The following is a 17,936-nucleotide window of genomic DNA, read 5'->3' as shown; positions in this document are numbered from 1 at the left end:
ATGCCTGTTGCCGCCGATCAGCTGTTGCGCGTGCCGCTGCTGCCGGTTCTGGCGGCACAGGGCCTGTCGGTGCGCCGCAAGGCCCAGTTGCTGCCTGAACCCATTGGTCCGCGCGAAGGGCGCGTCGGGCGCGGACCCCGGCTGCGCCTGCTGATTGCCGGTGACAGTTCGGCCGCCGGCGTTGGTGCTGGTACACAAGCGCAGGCGCTGTCGGGCCATTTGGTTGCCCGGTTGGCGAAGCACTACACTGTCGAATGGCAGCTTGAGGCCACGACGGGGCACACCACGCAGGACACGATTGACCGCTTGCACGGCTTGACCGGACAGTTCGATATGGCCCTTACGGCCCTTGGCGTGAATGACGTGACCCGGGGCGTGACACATGCGCGCTTTGTCGCCCGTCAGACTCGATTGCTGGGTCTTTTGACCACGCAATTGGGTGTGCGGCGGGTTGTTGTCACCGCGGTGCCTCAAATGAACCGCTTTCCCGCTTTACCGCATCCGCTTGCCTGGGTTCTGGGACGACAGGCCGCGCGATTGGATCAGGGGCTAATGCAAGTCGTAGCCGGGTTCCCTCAGGCCCGACACCTGTCGCTGGACCTGCCGGACGACCCGGCACTTGCCGCACCAGACGGGTATCATCCCAGTCCAAGAACCTATGCCATCTGGGCCGATGAAGCCGCGCGCCTGATGCGTCAGGCCTGAGCCCGCATCTGCCGGATCATCGGGATTGAATACACGACCAAAGCCGCCCAAATCAGCGGGAATGCAATCATGCGACCCCGGTCGATCTGCTCTCCAAAGACAGCAATGGCGGTGATGAAGATCATAGTTGGGGCAATGTACTGCAGAATACCCATGGTCGAAAGGCGCACCAGTTTGGCACCGTTGGCATAGACCAGCAACGGTACTGCCGTCACGATGCCTGCCCCTGCCAGCAACAGGGTGTCCTCGGCAACCAGTCCAAAATGCCCTGACCCCTGCGCCCCCAGCCATGTCACATAGGCCAACGCCGGGATCAGCAGGATCAGCACCTCCAACAGAAACCCCTGGTTGGGGCCGATGGGAAGCGACCGCTTGAAAAACGCATAGAAACCCCAGCTGAGCATCAACCCAAGCGCTGCCCATGGCAGGCTTCCGGCCTGCACCACAAGAACCAGCACACCCATCGCAGCCAGCCCGACCGCAACCATCTGCGTTTTGTTCAACGGCTCGCGTAGCAGGAGTGATCCAAGCGCAATACTAAACAACGGATTGATGTAATAGCCCAGCGCTGCATCCAAAGCATTGCCACTGGCAATCGCCCAGACATAAATAGCCCAGTTCACCGAAATCAGCGCCGCCGTCAGGCAGGCCATCCCCAACATCTTGGGATCACGTAAAGCAGCCCTCAGGTCCCGTGTCCGCCCCAGCGCAATCAACAAAAGCCCCGCCAAAGGCACGGACCAGATGATCCGATGCGCCACAATCTCAACCGGGCCGATATGCGCCATGGCCTTCATATAAAGCGGCAGGAATCCCCACAGGACATAGGCGGTGACCGCCAAGGCCAACCCTTTTGGCGTATCGGAGGATTGGGCGGGTGTTGATGCGTCTGCCATGGCAGGCCTCCGGCTTGTTCCGTTCGTCTTTACGGCAAATCTGACCGGATTGGGAACTGCGAAAACTGTGAAGAGGGCCATCAGCAATTCTGATATGTCGCCCCAAAAACAATCGAGCCGGGGCGCGTCAGCGCCCCGACAATTGGATTAGACCTTCACTCGCTCTGACTTGGGGTCATACATTGGCTTTAGCGAGGCTTCGGCCTTAATCTTCACACCGCACACGTCGATCTCATAGGTCGAGGCCAGCACATCCGCTGCCTTTTCGCCCTCGCAGGGCACATAGCCCAGGCCAACGGCGCCACCCAACGTGTGACCGTAATTGCCTGAGCTCAAATAGCCGACATACTCGCCGTTCCGCACGATGGGTTCATTGTGAAACAACAGCGGCTCCGGAGTGGTCAGTTTGAACTGCACCAAGCGGTTCTTGGGTCCGCTTTCTTTGCGCGCAATCACCGCCTCGCGTCCGATAAAGTCGCAGCCCTTATCAACCTTGACCGCAAAACCAAGCCCTGCGTCGACCACATGGTCTTCGCAAGTGATGTCGTGCCCAAAGTGACGGAAGCCTTTTTCAATCCGGCAGCTGTCCATCATGTGCATACCGCACAGCTTCAGATCCATATCCTGCCCGGCCTCGTGCAGCGTTTCGAACACGTGTCCGGCCATATCCGATGAGACATAGACCTCCCACCCAAGCTCGCCCACATATGTGACCCGATGCACACGCGTAAGGCCCATACCGATCTCGATCTCTTGTGCTGTACCAAACGGGTTGGAGGTGTTCGAAAAATCAGCGGGTGAGACTTTTTCCAACAATGCCCGCGCGTTCGGCCCCATGACCGCCAGAACACCTTCGCCTGCAGTGACATCCGTGATCACCACATTGAAATCGCCTGCATTGCGCATCATCCAGGTCTGATCTGCCAGACGGGTCGCCGCAGGTGTCACAACCAGATACGAGGTTTCTGTCAGGCGGGTGACCGTTACGTCTGCCTCAATCCCCCCGGTGCGGTTGAGGAATTGCGTATAGACGATTTTGCCATTGGGCACTGCGTAATCGCCGCCGCCGATGTAGTTCATGAACCTTTCGGCATCCGGCCCTTCGACGCGAATTTTTCCGAACGATGACATGTCGTACATGCCGACATTCTCACGCACGGCGCGATGTTCGGCGGCAGAGTTTTCGAACCAGTTCTGACGTTTCCAGCTGTATTGGTACTCGCGCTCCTGCCCCTCATTCGCAAACCAGTTGGCACGTTCCCACCCTGCCAGCTCGCCCATAACCGCGCCCTGTTCTAACAGGTGGTGGTGGAACGGCGTTCGGCGCACGCCGCGCGCGGTGGCCTTTTGACGATAGGGGTAGTGATCCGCGTATAGCAGTCCCAGCGTCTCTTTCGACCGCTCGAACAAGTACTTTTTGTTGCCCTGAAACGGTTGCATCCGGCTGATATCGACATCGCCCAGATCGAAGGGTTTCGCACCCGCATCCATCCATTCTGCCAGCGCCATGCCCGCGCCACCAGCGGACTGAATTCCGATCGAGTTGAACCCAGCAGCCACCCAGACATTGTCCATCTCAGGTGCCAGGCCCAGATGGTAAGCGTCATCCGGGGTAAAGGATTCGGGACCGTTGAAGAACGTATGAATCCCCGCCTCGGCCAACATGGGCATCCGGTTACAGGCAGCCTCGAGAATTGGTTCGAAATGGTCAAAGTCTTCGGGCAGCTGGTCAAACTCAAAACTGTCCGGAATACCCTCTGCCGCCCAGGGTTTCGCATTGGGTTCAAACGCCCCCAACAGGATTTTGCCTGCGTCTTCCTTGTAATACGCACATTCATCAGGAACCCGAAGCACCGGTAGTTGGGCCAGACCGTCGATGCCCTCGGTGACAATGTAAAAATGCTCGCACGCGTGCAAAGGCACATTTGAACCGGCCATCCGACCGACCTCATGTCCCCACATGCCAGCGCAGTTCACCACCATGTCGCATTCGATATGACCGGATGCGCTGCCATCATCGGCCATCCAGTCCACGCCGGTCACTTTGCGACCCTGCTTGACGATATCGGTGACTTTTGTCCGTTCTTTTACGATGCCGCCACGCTGTCTTGCCCCTTTGGCCAGGGCCAGGGCGATATTTGCCGGATCGCCCTGCCCGTCCAGTGGCAGATACACCGCGCCCTTGACGTCTTCGATGTTCAGATGGGGATACAGTTCCTGCACCCGTTCGTTTGAAATCTCTTCAACCTCGACCCCAAAGGCGCGGGCCATAGCGGCCTGGCGATAGATCTCTTCTTTGCGCTCTTCGGTCAGGGCGACGGTGATCGACCCACAGCGTTTGAACCCGGTGGCAACGCCGGTCTCAGCCTCAAGCGCTCCGTAAAGTTCCTGACTGTATTTTGCCAGTTTGGTCATGTTGGCGGTGGCCCGCAGCTGAGCGATCAAACCCGCCGCATGCCATGTCGTGCCACTGGTCAGCTGCTTACGCTCCAACAGCACAACGTCGCTCCACCCCTTTTTGGTCAGATGATACGCGACCGAACATCCGATGACGCCGCCGCCGATGATGACCACTCGGGCCTTGCTGGGAAGATCAACCATCCTGAAATCTCCGCTATGTCAGGTTTGGGGCAAAATGCCATGGAAGATCGACAATAAATGCACCAAAAACGTCAAGGCAGTGGCGATTTTCACCGATGTGATGCGGCCCGTTTTTCCCGCCGCAGTACAAAGGGCGTGACACCGAAAAAGCTTTTGTAAACCGACGAGAATCCGTTGGGAAATCCACAGGCCAGCCCGATTTCCCGGACGCTGATCGTGGTGTTCAACAACAGGTTATTGGCCTTGGCCAGGCGCATCTCACGATAAAAGCCGTTCGGCGTGGTGCCGAAGAAAGTCTTGAACTTACGCTCAAGCGAACGGTTCGACAGGTGCAGTGCTTCGACAATCTGTTGAATCGGCAGCGGGTCTTCGATGTTGGCCTGCATCAGCTTGATGCACTGATCCAGCTTGGCATCCCCTGTCGCCGTCAGTTGCGCCCCCGAAAACGGCTGCATCGACGAAAAGTCGCGGATGTTTTCGTGCAGCATGATATCGGCAACCGTCATCTTGGCCGGCCCCGAGATATGGCGACCGATGATGGCCAGCGCAACATCCGTCGTCGCCCCCATCCCGGCACAGGTCACAACAGAGCCCTGTTCGGTAGCAATCGACAGCTTGGCCTCGAAGCGGGCGCCACGTTCACGCAGGAAAGAGGCGTTTTCCCAGTGGGTTGCCATATCGGCGGTGCCGCGTTCGTCGATGTAACGGCTGGCGGCTTCGGCCAGCAAAACCACCTGCGCATCGCGGAATGTATAATCGGAAACCACCCGCCCCAGGGACAAGTCGGGATGATCCGGATCGGTGTTGCCAACCACAAACAGGTAATCGGCCTTGGGGTGGGATGGAATCCGCTCGGTCTGGACAGTTGCATCACTGCTGCTGGCAACCGGGCCGCCCTTAAGGGACCGATATGTAAAGGTGAAGGGTGGGCTGGGGCAGACGCGATTGGCCAGCCGCAACACCTCGACCAGCGAGGCCAGCTCCAGTAGCACATAGCCCGGTGCGACCACGATATCGAAATGGGTCTGAACCATGCCCGGCAAATTTTCTTTGGGTTTCCGCATCATCCGCGCCTCAGACGATGCGATGCCCGGCGGCGCGCAACCGCTGGGCCAGTGTCTGGATATGGTCGGGACCGACCTCACAACAGCCGCCAACAATAGTAGCGCCCTGTTCCACCCATCGCATGGCGTGATCCGCATAAGCATCGGGTCCAAGATCGAGACGTTGTTGCAGTGCATCGACGGTTGGGGCCTCTTCCAGAAAGCCCTGGGTAATCCCGGTAAAGCCATTGGCATAGGCCCCAAATGGTAGGCCCATCCGTGCAATGATCTCCAATGCGGGCGGCACGGCCTCGGGTCGGGTGCAATTGATCAACACGGCCTGGGGCGCATAACGGGCCACAACTGGTGCGATATCGGACAGGGCCTCGCCCGAGCGCAGACGTGTGCCATCACCGTCCATCACCGAAAGCGCCAGCCAGACCGGTTTGCCCGCTTGCGCGGTGCCCTGCATGGCCCCTTCGGCCTCTTGTACCGACGACACGGTTTCGATCAGGAACAGATCGACGTGATCCGACATCAGATCCACAAGCTCGGCGAATTTCCCGGCGGCCTCGTCCACATCCGGTTTCAGGTCGGGTCTGTACGAGGCAAGAAGCGGCCCGAGCGCCCCGGCGATGCGCCCACCTGTGGCGTTGCGAGCCTGCTCGGCCTGCGACAGTGCCGTGTTGATCAGATTGGCAAGCTGATCTTCTATCCCCTCACGCACCAGACGTGACCGGTGGACGGCATAGGTGTTGGTGGTGGCAACCGTCGCGCCACGCTGAAAGTATGCCCGGTGAACATCGCCCACAAGATCCGGTTGGTCGATCATCACTTGGGTCGACCACAGCGGCGTGGGGCTGTCACCGCACAGTTTGACCAGTTCCTGCCCGATGGAACCGTCCAGAAGGGTGATATCTGCCATGTTTCAGCCTCCTCAGGGGATCAGAACAAGTTTTCCCGGCAATGCCTTGGATTGGAAATCCTGCTGCGCAACCGAGATGTCTTTCAATGGGTAGGTTTTCGAGACCAAAGGCCTGATCCGCCCGGCATTCATCAGCTCAACCAACCGTCCGAAAACCTCAAGCGCCTGATGGGTGCAGCCGTGAATGGTGATGTCGCGCAGATATATATCGCGCAGATCGGCCTGAACCATCGGGCCAGCAATGGCGCCCGAGACCGCATAGTGCCCGCTCGGTTTCAGCGCCAGGATCAGGCCAGCCCAGGCGGGTCCGCCTACAACGTCGATCACTGCATCAAACCTGTCCGCAGGCAAGGGCGCGGTCCGGTCAAAGGTTCCGACGGCACCTTGCCCGACGACAGTCTCAGCCTTGATCGGGCTGGTCACGCCCCAAACCCTGGCCCCGCGCAACGCGGCCAGTTGGACAGCCGCCAGACCAACCCCGCCCGAGGCCCCGGTAATCAGCACGTTCTGTCCCGATGTAACGCCCGCGCGGGTCAACAGATTCTCGGCCGTGCCAAAGGCGCAGGGGATAGCGGCAATCTCAACGTCTGACAGCGGCGACGCGGACACGTCATACAAATCCTGTGCCTCGACCAGGCAATATTGCGCAAAGGCCCCGTCCATTTCCGAGCCCAGCGCGATGAAGCCAGTCGGATTGCCCGGTCGCGGGCGTGGCAGGTTGATTGGGCAGGTCACGCGCTGACCGGGATGAAACCCAGCCTCCGGCCCAGCGCTTTCGACAATGCCACACAGGTCGCCGCCCTGAATGCGCGGGAAATGCAACGCACCGCCCCAGCCTCCGGCATCAACGTTCTGATCAACCGCATCGGTTGCGCCGGTTACCTCGGACGCATACCAGCCGACCCGCGTATTGATATCGGTGTTGTTCACTCCGGCCGCCGCCACCCGGACCAACACCTGACCGGGGCCCGGAGAAGGAACCGGAATATCGTCGCGCCATTCAAGCGCCTCGGGGCCGCCGTGATGCGTCAGGTAGACACCACACATGTGTTTGGGAGCTACCATCGCAAACAGCCTTCAGTTTTGATCGTCTGGATGGGGTGGAATCGGCCCCATGGGTATGATGTCATAGCGGACGTTCAGCGTGGCCATCTTTGTCTCATCCCCAAAGTCCGCCTCGGTCATCGTCGCCATCTCGGAGAGGAACCCGTCAAACCCCGAGGGCTGAAAGATCATCAACATCCGTGCCGGGGCCGCCCCGGCCACACGACATGCATGCGGTACTCCCGACGGAACGTGCATGGTGGTGCCCGCCCCACAGCGATGCCAGTCGCCATCGACATAGAAATCCACCTCCCCTTCGAGGAAATAGAAAGTTTCGGCGTGGCTGTCATGACGATGAAGGCCAAGCGCAAAGCTGGCCTTCAGGTTGTCTTCCATGAGCGTGTAAGCACCATTCGTATCCTGACCGGAAACCTTGACGAAGGTGTGGTCGTTTTCCCAGTCGTAGTTGGGACCCTCACCGGGTCCCAGTTTGGAATATCGCAAGCTCATGGTGTCTCCATCGCTGTTACGCGCGCAACCGATCGTTCGAAGGGTCCCAAAGCGGTTGGTCTTTCTCTACCACAGCGCGGCATTTCTGACCGTAGATTTCCACTTCAAGCTCGGCGCCCGGGTTAGCCAGTTCGGCCTTGATCATACCCAGCGCGATGGACTTGCCAACGCGGTAGCCCCAGGCCCCCGACGTGGTCTCGCCCACGATCTCGCCGTTTTGCCAGATGCAGGACATGTAAGGCGCGTCACAATCACCGGCATCGACGGTCAGCGTCACAAAGGCCTTTTTAGCCCCCTGCTGCTTTTCGTTCAGGATCGCAGCCTTACCCGGGAAATCCTGCGGCTTGTCCAGTTTGACGAAACGCTCCAACCCGCCTTCCAGCAACGAGTAATCGGTCGACAGATCGCCCTTCCACGCGCGGTAACCCTTTTCGATGCGCAGCGAATTTAGGGCATACATCCCAAACGGTTTGGCCCCGGCATCAAGGATCGCGTCATAGATCGCGGGCATGTCTTCATTCAGCGCATGCACCTCCCAGCCCAGCTCACCAGCAAAGGAAACACGGATCAGGAAAGCAGGCTTGCCCGCAACCGTGGCAGACTGGTGCGTCAGCCAACCACTGGACAGATCCGCGTCAGCCAGGCCTGACAGGATCTCGCGCGATTTGGGTCCGGTCACGATCAGGGTGTCGCGGGTGGTTGTCACGTCCTTGACCGAAACGGTCGCGGGCATCGCATTGACCAGGATATCGCGATCGTGCCACTGCGCGGTGGCCGCAGTGATCATGATGAATTCGTCCTCGCCCAGACGGATGCAGGACATTTCGGTCAGGATGCGACCGCGCTGGTCCGAGATGTAGACCAGATTGATGCGACCGATCTTGGGCAACCCACCAGTGATCAGCCCGCGCAGCGTCTCGGCTGCACCGTCACCTTTGACCATGAAACGGGAAAAGCCTGGCAGATCGAGTACACCGCAATGGTCGCGCACCGCCTCGCATTCTTCTTTGATGCGCTGCTCCCACGGGCCCGCGCGGCCCCAGGTATGCGTGGCCTCAAGCGACGTGTCGTCGCCCGGCTGCGCGAACCAGTTGGCGCGCTCCCATCCATTATAGACGCCCATCACACCGCCCTGTTCTTTGACCTTGTCATGGACCGGCGACAGCTTTTTGTCGCGCGCGGCAGGCCATTCATGATGGGGGTAATGCATGGCGTATTCATTGCCATACACCTCCATGCCTTTTTGGTTGCAATAGTCCTGATCGGTATAGTCGGTGTACCGGCGTGGATCGACGGCCCACATATCCCATTCGGTGTGACCATCGACGATCCATTCGGCCAGCACCTTGCCTGCGCCGCCCCCCTGCGCGATGCCAAAGGTAAAGCTGTGCGCCTCAAACGCGTTCTTCACACCCGGCATCGGCCCGATCAGCGGCAGACCGTCCGGTGCATAAGGGATCGGCCCGTTGATCACCCGGCCCACGCCAGAGGTGGCCATCAGCGGCACCCGATCCATCGCGTCGGTGACAATGTCCTCGATCCGGTCCAGATCGTCATTCCACAGCTGGAATGAGAAATCTTCAGGCATCGGGTCATCCTCGGTCATCCAATGGCCCTTGCAGTTGGGCTCGTACGGACCAAGGTTGTAGCCATTCTTTTCCTGCCGCAGGTAGTAAGAGATGTCGACGTCGCGCAACAGCGGCAGCTTGCCACCGTGCTCTTTGGACCAGGCTTCGATTTCGGGTATTTCGTCGGTCAGCAGGTATTGATGGCTCATGACCATCGCAGGCACGGTGCGGCCGCCATAAGGCTTGAACCATTCGCCGACACGCTGCGCATAGTACCCGGCGGCGTTTACCACATAGTCACAGGCGATGTCGCCTTGATCGGTGTGCACGGTCCATGTGCCGTCGTCATGTTGCGTCACATTGGTTGCCGGGCAAAAGCGGATGATCTTCTGGCCCATGTCGCGGGCGCCTTTGGCCAGCGCCTGTGTCAGCTGTGCAGGGTCGATATCGCCATCGGTCGGATCGTACAGCACACCTTCAAGGTCATGGGTTTCAAGGAACGGATAGTTCTCTTTCGCTTGGTCCGGCGTCCACATTTCCATCGGAATACCCTGATAGCGACCCATCGCCATCGCGCGTTCGAACTCCTGCATCCGTTCTTTGCTATGCGCCAAACGGAGTGAACCCGAGACATGGTAATTCATCGGATAGTCAACCTCTTCGCCCAATCGCGAATACAGCTCGGTTGAATAGCGCTGTATGTTCATGATCGCCCACGAGGTCGAAAAAGTAGGTACGTTACCCGCCGCGTGCCATGTCGATCCGGCGGTCAGTTCGTTCTTTTCGAGCAGAACGCAATCGGTCCAGCCCTTTTTTGCCAGATGGAAAAGGGAGGAGGCCCCCACCACACCGCCGCCGATGATGACAACGCGGGCTTTTGTCGGAAAATCACTCATGTGTCTTGATCCCTATTACTGTGCCTCTTGGGGCAGATCGTCTGTGATGTCATAGTAATCGCCCTTGTCGGCCACAAAGATGTGCCGGGCGAGTTTCAGGCCCGTGGGCTCGCGCAGCGCGCCCATGGAAATCGAAATCGTGTCCTCGTCATTGTGCTGCCAGAACAGGAACGACCCGCAGGCGTTGCAGAACCCGCGCCGAGCGATGTCTGACGCGCGGAACCAGGTAAGTGTGTCACTTGCCGTAAAGCTCAGCTTGTCCTGATGGGCCGAGGTAGAGGCCCAAACATGACCCGATTGCTTTCGGCATTGACCGCAATGGCAGGCCGAGGGCTGGGAAAGGGTGCCATCGATGGTAAATGCAACAGCACCGCACAGGCAGGATCCGGTATGCATTGATTTATCCTCTTGCTGAAGGTGCGGTACTGGCCCCCAGCAACACGCCATAGATGATGAAACAGGTCGCCATGACACGACGGACCCAGGTATTGAAAACAGCCCCAAGGGCGGCCTTGCCCATCACAGCACCCAGTACCGTAAATCCGGTGTAACTGAGCGTGGTCAGAACCAGCGCAGTGGGCATGATCACTGTCATCTGCTGCCAGATCGGCACGTCGGGCTGCACGAATTGCGAAAACGCAGCCAGATAACCCGCAACGCTTTTGGGGTTGATCGTGGCGACGGCCAGCGCGTGCAGATAGACGTGGCGCGCGGGTCGTTCTGACGCGGGCGCCGGTTTGGTTGCGTTCATCCACCCCCGCACGCCGAGCCAGATCAGAAACCCTGCGCCCATCAGCTTGGCAATAAAGAACGCCGTAGGCGAGGTCGCGATCAACGCCGTCACGCCCAGCGCCGACAGGATCAAAAAGCCACTGGCCTGTGTCAGGATTGCCAGAACGCCCAGCATGGCCTTGGGAAACGGCAGGCTCATCCCGTTTGAGATGCAATTCACCGCATTCGGCCCTGGTGTGGTCACAAACACCACCCAGAACAGCGCGAATATGGTCCAGGCCTCAAAGCTCATCAGTACACCGGCGGAGCAATGACCCAGACGGCCACGGCAAGCTCATCATAAGGGTTGGCCCATTGATAGGGCTCATTCTTGATGCGGAACGTGTCGCCCGGCCCGACCGAGAACTTACGCGCGCCGATCGTCAGGTCAAGACGACCAGACACCATATAACCAACCTCCTGAGTGGGACGATCTGCAGGCGTTTGCATTTTCGAATGCGGCTTGAACGTGGAATGCACCATCTCAAAATCATCACTCAGATCGGGCGAAAGCAATTCTTCGATCAGCCCTTCGTCGCCTGACCCCATGGGACGGCGCGCGCCCGCGCGGACGATATAGCCTTGTTCGTCTGCAGGCGCCGCCGAATGTGCAAACAGCATCGACATCGGCACCCCCAGACATTCGGCAATCTGCCGCAAGTCCGAGATCGAGGGGTCGGACATGTCCCGCTCAACCTGACTAAGCCACCCGACCGACCGGTTCAGCCGCTCGGCGATCTCGGTCAGGGTCAGCCCACGGGCTTTGCGCAAGGCCCGGATATCGGCTCCGAGTGTTGCGCTATGCGGGGCTTGGCTGTTCACGGGGTCCTCCGGCGATGGTGAAATTTTGTCTTCTTTTTTCACGATGACCCGAATCAGTGAAAATTCCAAGGATTTTTTCACTTGGAACTGTAGCCCGGTTTGACTATGCGTCTGGCATGTGGATTGCGGTGATATACCTGTGGGCCGTCAACGGTCTGACATTGCTGGCCTTTGGCTGGGACAAGATGCAGGCCAGACGCCGCAAACGGCGTGTGCCCGAGCGCCGATTATTGTGGCTGGCTGCCTTGGGCGGCAGCCCCAGCGCGGTGTTGGGACGGTGGATTTTTGGCCACAAGACTTGCAAAACCCGTTTCACGGTCTGGCTGTTTGCGATCGTACTGGTTCAGGGCACGGCCTGCTATGTCACCCTGGACCAGATGCCCGGCCTATGGGCGCAATAGTGTCTACCGCGCAAACACCGCATTCAAAATAGCGCCCAGTTTTTCCGCATCGTCCTGACAAAACGCGTCTGGCTGATCGCTGTCGATATCGAACACAGCAAAGATTTCTCCCTGTGCATTCCGCACCGGCAGAACCAGCTCTGACCGCGTAGATGTGGCACAGGCGATATGGCCGGGAAACGCCTCAACATCCGGGACCAGCTGTGGCTCGCCTGTGCGCGCCGCCGCACCGCAGACACCGCGGGAAAACGGGATCACCAGACAGCCGTGGCCGCCCTGATAGGGGCCGATTTTCAGCGTTTCGAGCGCGGTCACGCGATAGAACCCGGTCCAGTCAAAGCGGGTATCGGAATGATGCACCTCGCACGCAACAGTCGCCATCAACGCGATCTCGTCGGTTTCACCTTCGGTCAGTGCGGCGATGGTTTTGGCAAGCGTGTTGTAATCCAGAGTCATGGGTGTCTTTTCCGGCAGAGAACCCCTTTCGAGTATGCCGAAAAAGACGGGGCGTCAAACCCGTTCGATGGCGATTGCCGTGCCTTCGCCCCCGCCGATGCAGATGGCGGCAACACCGCGTTTGAGGCCCCTCTTTTCCAGTGCATTCAGCAAAGTGACCATGATCCGCGCACCCGATGCCCCTATGGGATGGCCCAGCGCACAGGCCCCACCATTCACATTCACCTTGTCCCGCGACAGGCCCATTTCGTGCATGAAAGCCATCGGCACCACGGCAAAGGCTTCGTTGACCTCCCACAGGTCGACCTCTTCCTTCGCCCATCCGATCTGAGACAGCAGTTTTTGCACTGCCGGGACTGGAGCCGTCGTGAACAGGCCCGGTGCCTGCGCGTGGCTGGCATGGCCCATGATCCGGGCGCGCACGGTCAGGCCCTGCGCTTCGGCCGCCTCCGCCGAGGCCAGAACCAAAGCCGCCGCCCCGTCTGAGATCGACGAGGAATTCGCCGCCGTGACAGTGCCGTCCTTGCGAAAGGCTGGTTTCAGCGTCGGGATCTTGTCCGGGCGCGCGGATTGGGGTTGTTCGTCCTCGGCAAAACGAAGCGCGCCCTTGCGGGTCCGGGTGACGACCGGCGCGATCTCATCTGCAAACGCACCGGTTTCCTGCGCGGACAGGGCATTGGACAGCGATTGCAGCGCATATTCATCCTGCGCCTCGCGCGTGAACTGATAGGCCTCGGCGCAATCCTCGGCGAAGGTGCCCATCAAGCGACCTTTGTCATAGGCGTCCTCGAGCCCGTCCAGAAACATGTGATCGACCACCTGACCGTGGCCAATGCGCGCCCCACCGCGCATCTTGGGCAGCAGATATGGCGCGTTGGTCATGCTCTCCATCCCACCGGCCACCATCGTATTGGCATACCCCAAAGCGATCTGATCAAAGGCCATCATCGCCGCCTTCATGCCCGACCCGCACATCTTGTTGAGTGTGGTCGCAGGCACCTCTTCGCCCAACCCCCCGGCAAACCCGGCCTGACGTGCCGGCGCCTGACCCTGCCCGGCAGGCAGAACGCAGCCCATCAGCACCTCATCAACAGTATCAGTTCCGGCACCGTCCAGGGCGGCGCGAATGGCGGTACCGCCCAGATCCGCCGCGGCAACACCGTCGAACATTCCCTGAAACCCACCCATGGGGGTGCGCGCTGCTCCGGCGATAATGACCTGCTTCATTTGGATGCTCCTCTTCGTTTTCCGTTCGATGGATACCGAATGGTAAGAATTGCCGTCTAGCGTATTTCTACCAGTGATTTCAGATTAAAGGACCGTCGCGCATGGCCCTGACCAGCACAACAACCGACGCCACCCAGATCATCAAGGTTCAAGCGGACCGGATTGATGCGTCCATGGCGATACAATTCAAGGAAGACATGCGCAGCGAGGCCGAAGGTGGCGCCACGCGGGTTGTACTGGACCTGACCAGCGTCGAATTCATCGATTCCAGCGGGTTGGGTGCCATTGTCGCCTCGATGAAACAGCTTGGAAATGACCGAAGGCTGGATTTGGCAGGGCTGCATCCTTTTGTCGAAAAGGTGTTTCGTCTGACCCGCATGGACACGGTGTTCAAACTGTACCCCACGCTGGATGACGCCTTGTCGGCAACGGCAGACTGACTTTTCTGTTTCTCTGAATAGGCACAACGCCCATGTGTAACGGCAAATGTTTGGATTTGATCTTTGCAGCGACGGAATCCGAGGCCAGCGCCGGGATTGCGCAGCTTAGCAAATGCCTTGAGACGCAAGGCCTTCCGCCGCATAAGGCCAGCGATGTAAAGATTGCACTGGCTGAAGCAATCAACAATGTGGTCGAACACGCCTATGCCGACGTCACCCCTGCAAAAGTCCAGGTACGATGCCGTCTGCACAAAAACTGGCTGGAGATTCTGATTGCCGACACTGGCAACCCCCTACCGGGATTTCGTGTGCCAGACGGCGTTCCCGCACCTTTGGGTTCGACCATCCAAGGCTTGCCCGAAGGCGGGTTTGGCTGGTTTCTGATTCACGAACTCACCAGTGACATCCGCTATGAACACAGCGAAGGTTGCAACAGATTATCGCTGCGGTTCGACTTCCCGGAATCCCCTTAGCGGCAAGAAAAGGTCATAATAAGGCCCAGATCGAACCATTGTCGCGCCGCAAAGGACGGTCAAACATGTACTCGTAGCTCAGATAGCTTCCCTCGGCGCCACGTGTCACAGCCCCCACCCAGTGAACGGCGCCGAGGATCTTCCCCTTCATGTGACTGGACAACCGCAAAGCACGCGATACTTTCGGCGAGTTCAATAAGGGAAGAACAGCGTCATGCGGGATTTTCACACACCGGGCCGTTCCGAAGTTCTGGCGACCGAAGGCATGTGCGCCACATCTCATCCCCTGGCGGCCAAGGTGGCCGTGGACATTCTTGCTCGGGGCGGCAACGCAATGGATGCCGCCATCGCGGGGGCCGTTGTTCTGGGGATTTGCGAACCGCAGATGACCGGATTGGGCGGTGATTGCTTTGTTTTGTACAATCGGGCGGGCGAAGATGACATTCGCGCGCTGAACGGCTCGGGCCGCGCGCCCTCGGCGACAAACGCAGACACGCTGCGGTCGCGGGGGCTGTCGGCAGTGCCCCTGAATACGGCGGACGCGGTGACTGTGCCCGGCGCGGTCGATGCGTTCTGCCATTTGGCTGAAACCGAAGGCAAACTGGGTCTGGACGTTCTTCTGCAACCCGCCATTCACTATGCGGAAACCGGCGTCCCGGTTGCCCCGAGAGTGGCGCTTGATTGGAAGATCGCCGTGCAGACGCTGCAAGGCGCGGCGCGCAAACATTACTTGATCAGCGACCAAGCACCTGAAATTGGTCAGGTTTTCCGAGCGCCAGGTCAGGCCGAAGTTCTCCGCCAGATCGCCAGAAATGGCCGGGACGCGTTCTATTCCGGAGAAATTGCCGATGACATGATCGGTGCTCTCACCCAACTGGGTGGCGTACATACGGCCGGGGATTTTCTGGCCACCAAATGCTCAGAAGCCCAGCCCCTCAGCGGGGAATACCAGGGGTTGGATCTGGTTGAGCATCCCCCAAACGGACAGGGTGCCACAGCCATTTTATTGCTGAACATCCTGAAGAACTTCGACCTTGCCAGTATGGATCCCTTTGGGGCCGAACGTATCCATATCGAAGCCGAAGCCTCGAAACTCGCCTATGACGCGCGCAACCGGTTCATTGCTGACCCCGACCACATGACACATGCGGATCGGTTTCTGGACCAGGAACTGGCCGACAAATTGGCCGCTTTGATCGACCCAAAACGCGCGATGCCAACTGCTGCTCCGTTGACCGAGGCTATCCATAAGGACACCGTTTACATCACCGTAGTCGACCGGGACAGGATGGCGGTGTCGCTGATTTACTCGATTTTTCACAGCTTCGGCTCTGGCATTGCGTCCGAGAGATATGGGCTGTTGCTACAGAACCGCGGCTCTGGGCTCACGCTGCAGGCCGGACATCCGAACGAGCTGGCGGGCGGCAAACGCCCCATGCACACAATCATTCCGGGAATGTTGAAACAAAATGGCCGCGTCCTGATGCCATTCGGCGTGATGGGCGGCGCATATCAACCCACCGGGCACACTCGGTTTGTCTCGAATATGGTCGATCACGGTCTTGGCCTACAGGCCAGCATCGATGCACCAAGGGCTTTTGCCGACAAGGGTGTATTAAAACTGGAGCGGGAAATTTCGCGCATGACCGCTCAACAATTAGGCGATATTGGACACAAAGTAGAAGTACCGGAAACACCGTTGGGTGGAGCACAGGCGATCCGAATCTGCAAAAACGGCACTTTAATGGGGGCAAGTGACCCGCGAAAAGACGGATGTGCACTTGGATACTGACCTGTGCCTACACACGTGCGACGTTAGTTCAGATGAAAATGGAGAGGATAGCCACCGTTTTCAAACGGGCCAAACATATCTGGAATATCGGGATGCTCAACTGGTTCGCCAGATTGATCGGCAATCAGATTTTGTTCAGAAACATAAGCAACATAGAAGGATTGATCGTTTTCTGCGAGCAGATGATAAAACGGCTGATCCTTGATCGGCCGGCTATCTTCCGGAATCGCCTCGTACCATTCTTCGGTATTTGAAAATTCCGGGTCCACGTCAAAAATCACCCCTCGGAAGGGATGTTTTTTGTGGCGGACCACCTGGCCCAGGCGGTACTTGGCTTGTGTCTTCAGCATTTGTCGGCCCCCAATGGTCTTATTACCTCTTTCCGGGCGGAAATGCCAATCATTGATCTGAAATTAGGGGAAACAGTCTGTGAACCTTCTGCTGACAGTGTTCGAAATCGTTGCGCCGGTTTTTTTGTTGGCAGGGATTGGTTTTACCTGGGTCAAGCTGGGATTTGAATACAGGTTGGAGTTTGTCACGCGCCTGGGTGTGACCCTGGCGGTGCCCAGCTTGATATTTGTTGCGCTGATGCAAACCGAGATTCCGGCGGGTGAACTGACCCGGTTTACCTTGGCCGCGATTGTCGGCCATATTGGGCTGGCTTCGGTATTTGAGCTGTTCGTGCGGCTTCGTGGGCTGGATCGCCGAACCTATTTGTCACCGCTGATTTTCGGGAATACCGGTAATTTGGGTCTGCCCCTGTGCGTATTTGCCTTTGGCCAGGCCGGGTTGGGCTATGCGGTTGTTTTTCTGGCGGTTACCGCTTTGCTGTCCTTTACCTACGGCATCTATCTGGTGGCCGGAAAAGGCGGCTTTGGAAAAGCCGCGCGCGAACCGATGGTCTGGGCCACGCTGCTAGGGGCTGTGTTTTTATGGCGGGGCTGGCAAACGCCAGTGTTCCTGACCAACACGTTGGAATTGCTGGGCCAGATGGCGATCCCGATGATGCTGATCACTGTCGGGGTCGCAATCGCCCGTCTGACAACGCGCAGTCTGGGTCAGGCGATATGGCTGTCGCTGCTGAAACTCAGTGTTTGCTTTGCTCTCGGTTGGGGGTTTGGCACCATTTTCAGCCTGGAGCCGATCGCCTTTGGCGTTTTACTTTTGCAAATGTGTACGCCGGTAGCCGTGACATCTTATCTGCTGGCCGAACGGTTCGATGCGGATGCAGACGTTGTAGCGGGCATGGTCATGGTCTCAACCGTGCTGTCTGTGGGTGCTTTACCTCTAATTCTAGCTATTGTTCTGTAACGATTGTGATTTCCTAAAAGCTCAATCTGCGCTAGAATAAAGAAAAAAGGCACGA

Annotated in this window: 19 protein-coding genes; 6 read left to right on the top strand and 13 right to left on the bottom strand. The window is 58.5% G+C overall.

Annotated features, from left to right (window positions below):
* On the top strand, positions 1 to 705 hold the full coding sequence (locus SJY13_RS17065; protein WP_377192567.1) for an SGNH/GDSL hydrolase family protein: 705 nt from the start codon (positions 1 to 3) through the stop codon (positions 703 to 705).
* On the opposite strand, the gene rarD is transcribed toward SJY13_RS17065, so the two are convergent.
* The 10 genes from rarD to SJY13_RS17015 all read right to left on the bottom strand — a co-directional run bounded on the left by rarD (position 696) and on the right by SJY13_RS17015 (position 11,781).
* Positions 696 to 1,601 carry an EamA family transporter RarD gene (gene rarD, locus SJY13_RS17060; protein WP_377192565.1) on the bottom strand — a complete coding sequence of 302 codons (906 nt, stop codon included), beginning with the start codon at positions 1,599 to 1,601 and terminating at the stop codon, positions 696 to 698. The genes SJY13_RS17065 and rarD overlap by 10 nt on opposite strands.
* A 147-nt stretch (positions 1,602 to 1,748) precedes the next feature.
* Positions 1,749 to 4,202, bottom strand: coding sequence for a GcvT family protein (locus SJY13_RS17055; protein WP_377192563.1), 2,454 nt, complete (start codon positions 4,200 to 4,202; stop codon positions 1,749 to 1,751).
* 89 nt (positions 4,203 to 4,291) lie between these two features.
* Positions 4,292 to 5,266 carry a GlxA family transcriptional regulator gene (locus SJY13_RS17050; RefSeq protein WP_377192561.1) on the bottom strand — a complete coding sequence of 325 codons (975 nt, stop codon included), beginning with the start codon at positions 5,264 to 5,266 and terminating at the stop codon, positions 4,292 to 4,294.
* 10 nt (positions 5,267 to 5,276) lie between these two features.
* Positions 5,277 to 6,170, bottom strand: a complete 894-nt coding sequence (locus SJY13_RS17045; protein WP_377192559.1) for a homocysteine S-methyltransferase family protein — start codon at positions 6,168 to 6,170, stop codon at positions 5,277 to 5,279.
* 12 nt (positions 6,171 to 6,182) lie between these two features.
* Positions 6,183 to 7,235, bottom strand: coding sequence for an alcohol dehydrogenase catalytic domain-containing protein (locus tag SJY13_RS17040; protein WP_377192557.1), 1,053 nt, complete (start codon positions 7,233 to 7,235; stop codon positions 6,183 to 6,185).
* A gap of 12 nt (positions 7,236 to 7,247) precedes the next feature.
* On the bottom strand, positions 7,248 to 7,724 hold the full coding sequence (locus tag SJY13_RS17035) for a cupin domain-containing protein (protein ID WP_377192555.1): 477 nt from the start codon (positions 7,722 to 7,724) through the stop codon (positions 7,248 to 7,250).
* A gap of 16 nt (positions 7,725 to 7,740) precedes the next feature.
* The gene (locus tag SJY13_RS17030) at positions 7,741 to 10,188 is read right to left on the bottom strand and encodes a GcvT family protein (RefSeq protein WP_377192553.1); all 2,448 of its coding nucleotides are present in this window, start codon (positions 10,186 to 10,188) and stop codon (positions 7,741 to 7,743) included.
* Between the two features lie 15 nt (positions 10,189 to 10,203).
* Positions 10,204 to 10,584, bottom strand: a complete 381-nt coding sequence (locus SJY13_RS17025) for a GFA family protein (protein WP_085823369.1) — start codon at positions 10,582 to 10,584, stop codon at positions 10,204 to 10,206.
* A gap of 4 nt (positions 10,585 to 10,588) precedes the next feature.
* Positions 10,589 to 11,212, bottom strand: a complete 624-nt coding sequence (locus SJY13_RS17020) for a LysE family translocator (protein WP_377192551.1) — start codon at positions 11,210 to 11,212, stop codon at positions 10,589 to 10,591.
* Positions 11,212 to 11,781: a helix-turn-helix domain-containing protein gene (locus tag SJY13_RS17015; protein WP_085823486.1), complete on the bottom strand. Its 570-nt coding sequence runs from the start codon at positions 11,779 to 11,781 to the stop codon at positions 11,212 to 11,214. Before SJY13_RS17015 ends, SJY13_RS17020 begins: the two co-directional genes overlap by 1 nt.
* A gap of 56 nt (positions 11,782 to 11,837) precedes the next feature.
* Here SJY13_RS17015 and SJY13_RS17010 point away from each other — a divergent pair, with 56 nt between their 5' ends.
* Entirely contained in the window at positions 11,838 to 12,182 is a 345-nt protein-coding gene (locus SJY13_RS17010; protein WP_377192549.1) for a DUF1294 domain-containing protein, read from the top strand.
* A 3-nt stretch (positions 12,183 to 12,185) separates the two neighbouring features.
* Here SJY13_RS17010 and SJY13_RS17005 read toward each other — a convergent pair whose 3' ends face one another.
* Complete coding sequence (locus tag SJY13_RS17005; protein WP_377192547.1) at positions 12,186 to 12,638, bottom strand: GAF domain-containing protein; 453 nt, start codon at positions 12,636 to 12,638, stop codon at positions 12,186 to 12,188.
* A gap of 54 nt (positions 12,639 to 12,692) precedes the next feature.
* Complete coding sequence (locus tag SJY13_RS17000; protein ID WP_377192545.1) at positions 12,693 to 13,865, bottom strand: thiolase family protein; 1,173 nt, start codon at positions 13,863 to 13,865, stop codon at positions 12,693 to 12,695.
* Positions 13,866 to 13,966: 101 nt separating this feature from the next.
* Here SJY13_RS17000 and SJY13_RS16995 point away from each other — a divergent pair, with 101 nt between their 5' ends.
* The 3 genes from SJY13_RS16995 to SJY13_RS16985 all read left to right on the top strand — a co-directional run bounded on the left by SJY13_RS16995 (position 13,967) and on the right by SJY13_RS16985 (position 16,570).
* Positions 13,967 to 14,305: an STAS domain-containing protein gene (locus SJY13_RS16995; protein ID WP_377192543.1), complete on the top strand. Its 339-nt coding sequence runs from the start codon at positions 13,967 to 13,969 to the stop codon at positions 14,303 to 14,305.
* A gap of 32 nt (positions 14,306 to 14,337) precedes the next feature.
* The gene (locus tag SJY13_RS16990) at positions 14,338 to 14,778 is read left to right on the top strand and encodes an ATP-binding protein (RefSeq protein ID WP_377192541.1); all 441 of its coding nucleotides are present in this window, start codon (positions 14,338 to 14,340) and stop codon (positions 14,776 to 14,778) included.
* Positions 14,779 to 14,992: 214 nt separating this feature from the next.
* Positions 14,993 to 16,570 (top strand): gamma-glutamyltransferase family protein, encoded by a 1,578-nt coding sequence (locus SJY13_RS16985; protein ID WP_377192539.1) that lies wholly within the window; start codon positions 14,993 to 14,995, stop codon positions 16,568 to 16,570.
* 23 nt (positions 16,571 to 16,593) lie between these two features.
* On the opposite strand, the gene hspQ is transcribed toward SJY13_RS16985, so the two are convergent.
* Positions 16,594 to 16,920 (bottom strand): heat shock protein HspQ, encoded by a 327-nt coding sequence (gene hspQ / locus SJY13_RS16980; protein WP_085823377.1) that lies wholly within the window; start codon positions 16,918 to 16,920, stop codon positions 16,594 to 16,596.
* A 79-nt stretch (positions 16,921 to 16,999) separates the two neighbouring features.
* Between hspQ and SJY13_RS16975 the strand changes: the two genes are divergently transcribed.
* Positions 17,000 to 17,881, top strand: a complete 882-nt coding sequence (locus tag SJY13_RS16975; RefSeq protein ID WP_377192537.1) for an AEC family transporter — start codon at positions 17,000 to 17,002, stop codon at positions 17,879 to 17,881.
* The last annotated feature ends 55 nt before the right edge of the window (positions 17,882 to 17,936 follow it).

The organism is Ruegeria meonggei (assembly GCF_042768335.1).
GTDB lineage: Bacteria > Pseudomonadota > Alphaproteobacteria > Rhodobacterales > Rhodobacteraceae > Ruegeria > Ruegeria meonggei.
The sequence above is the reverse complement of the archived record's forward strand: the minus strand, read 5'-3'. Positions and strand labels throughout refer to the sequence as shown.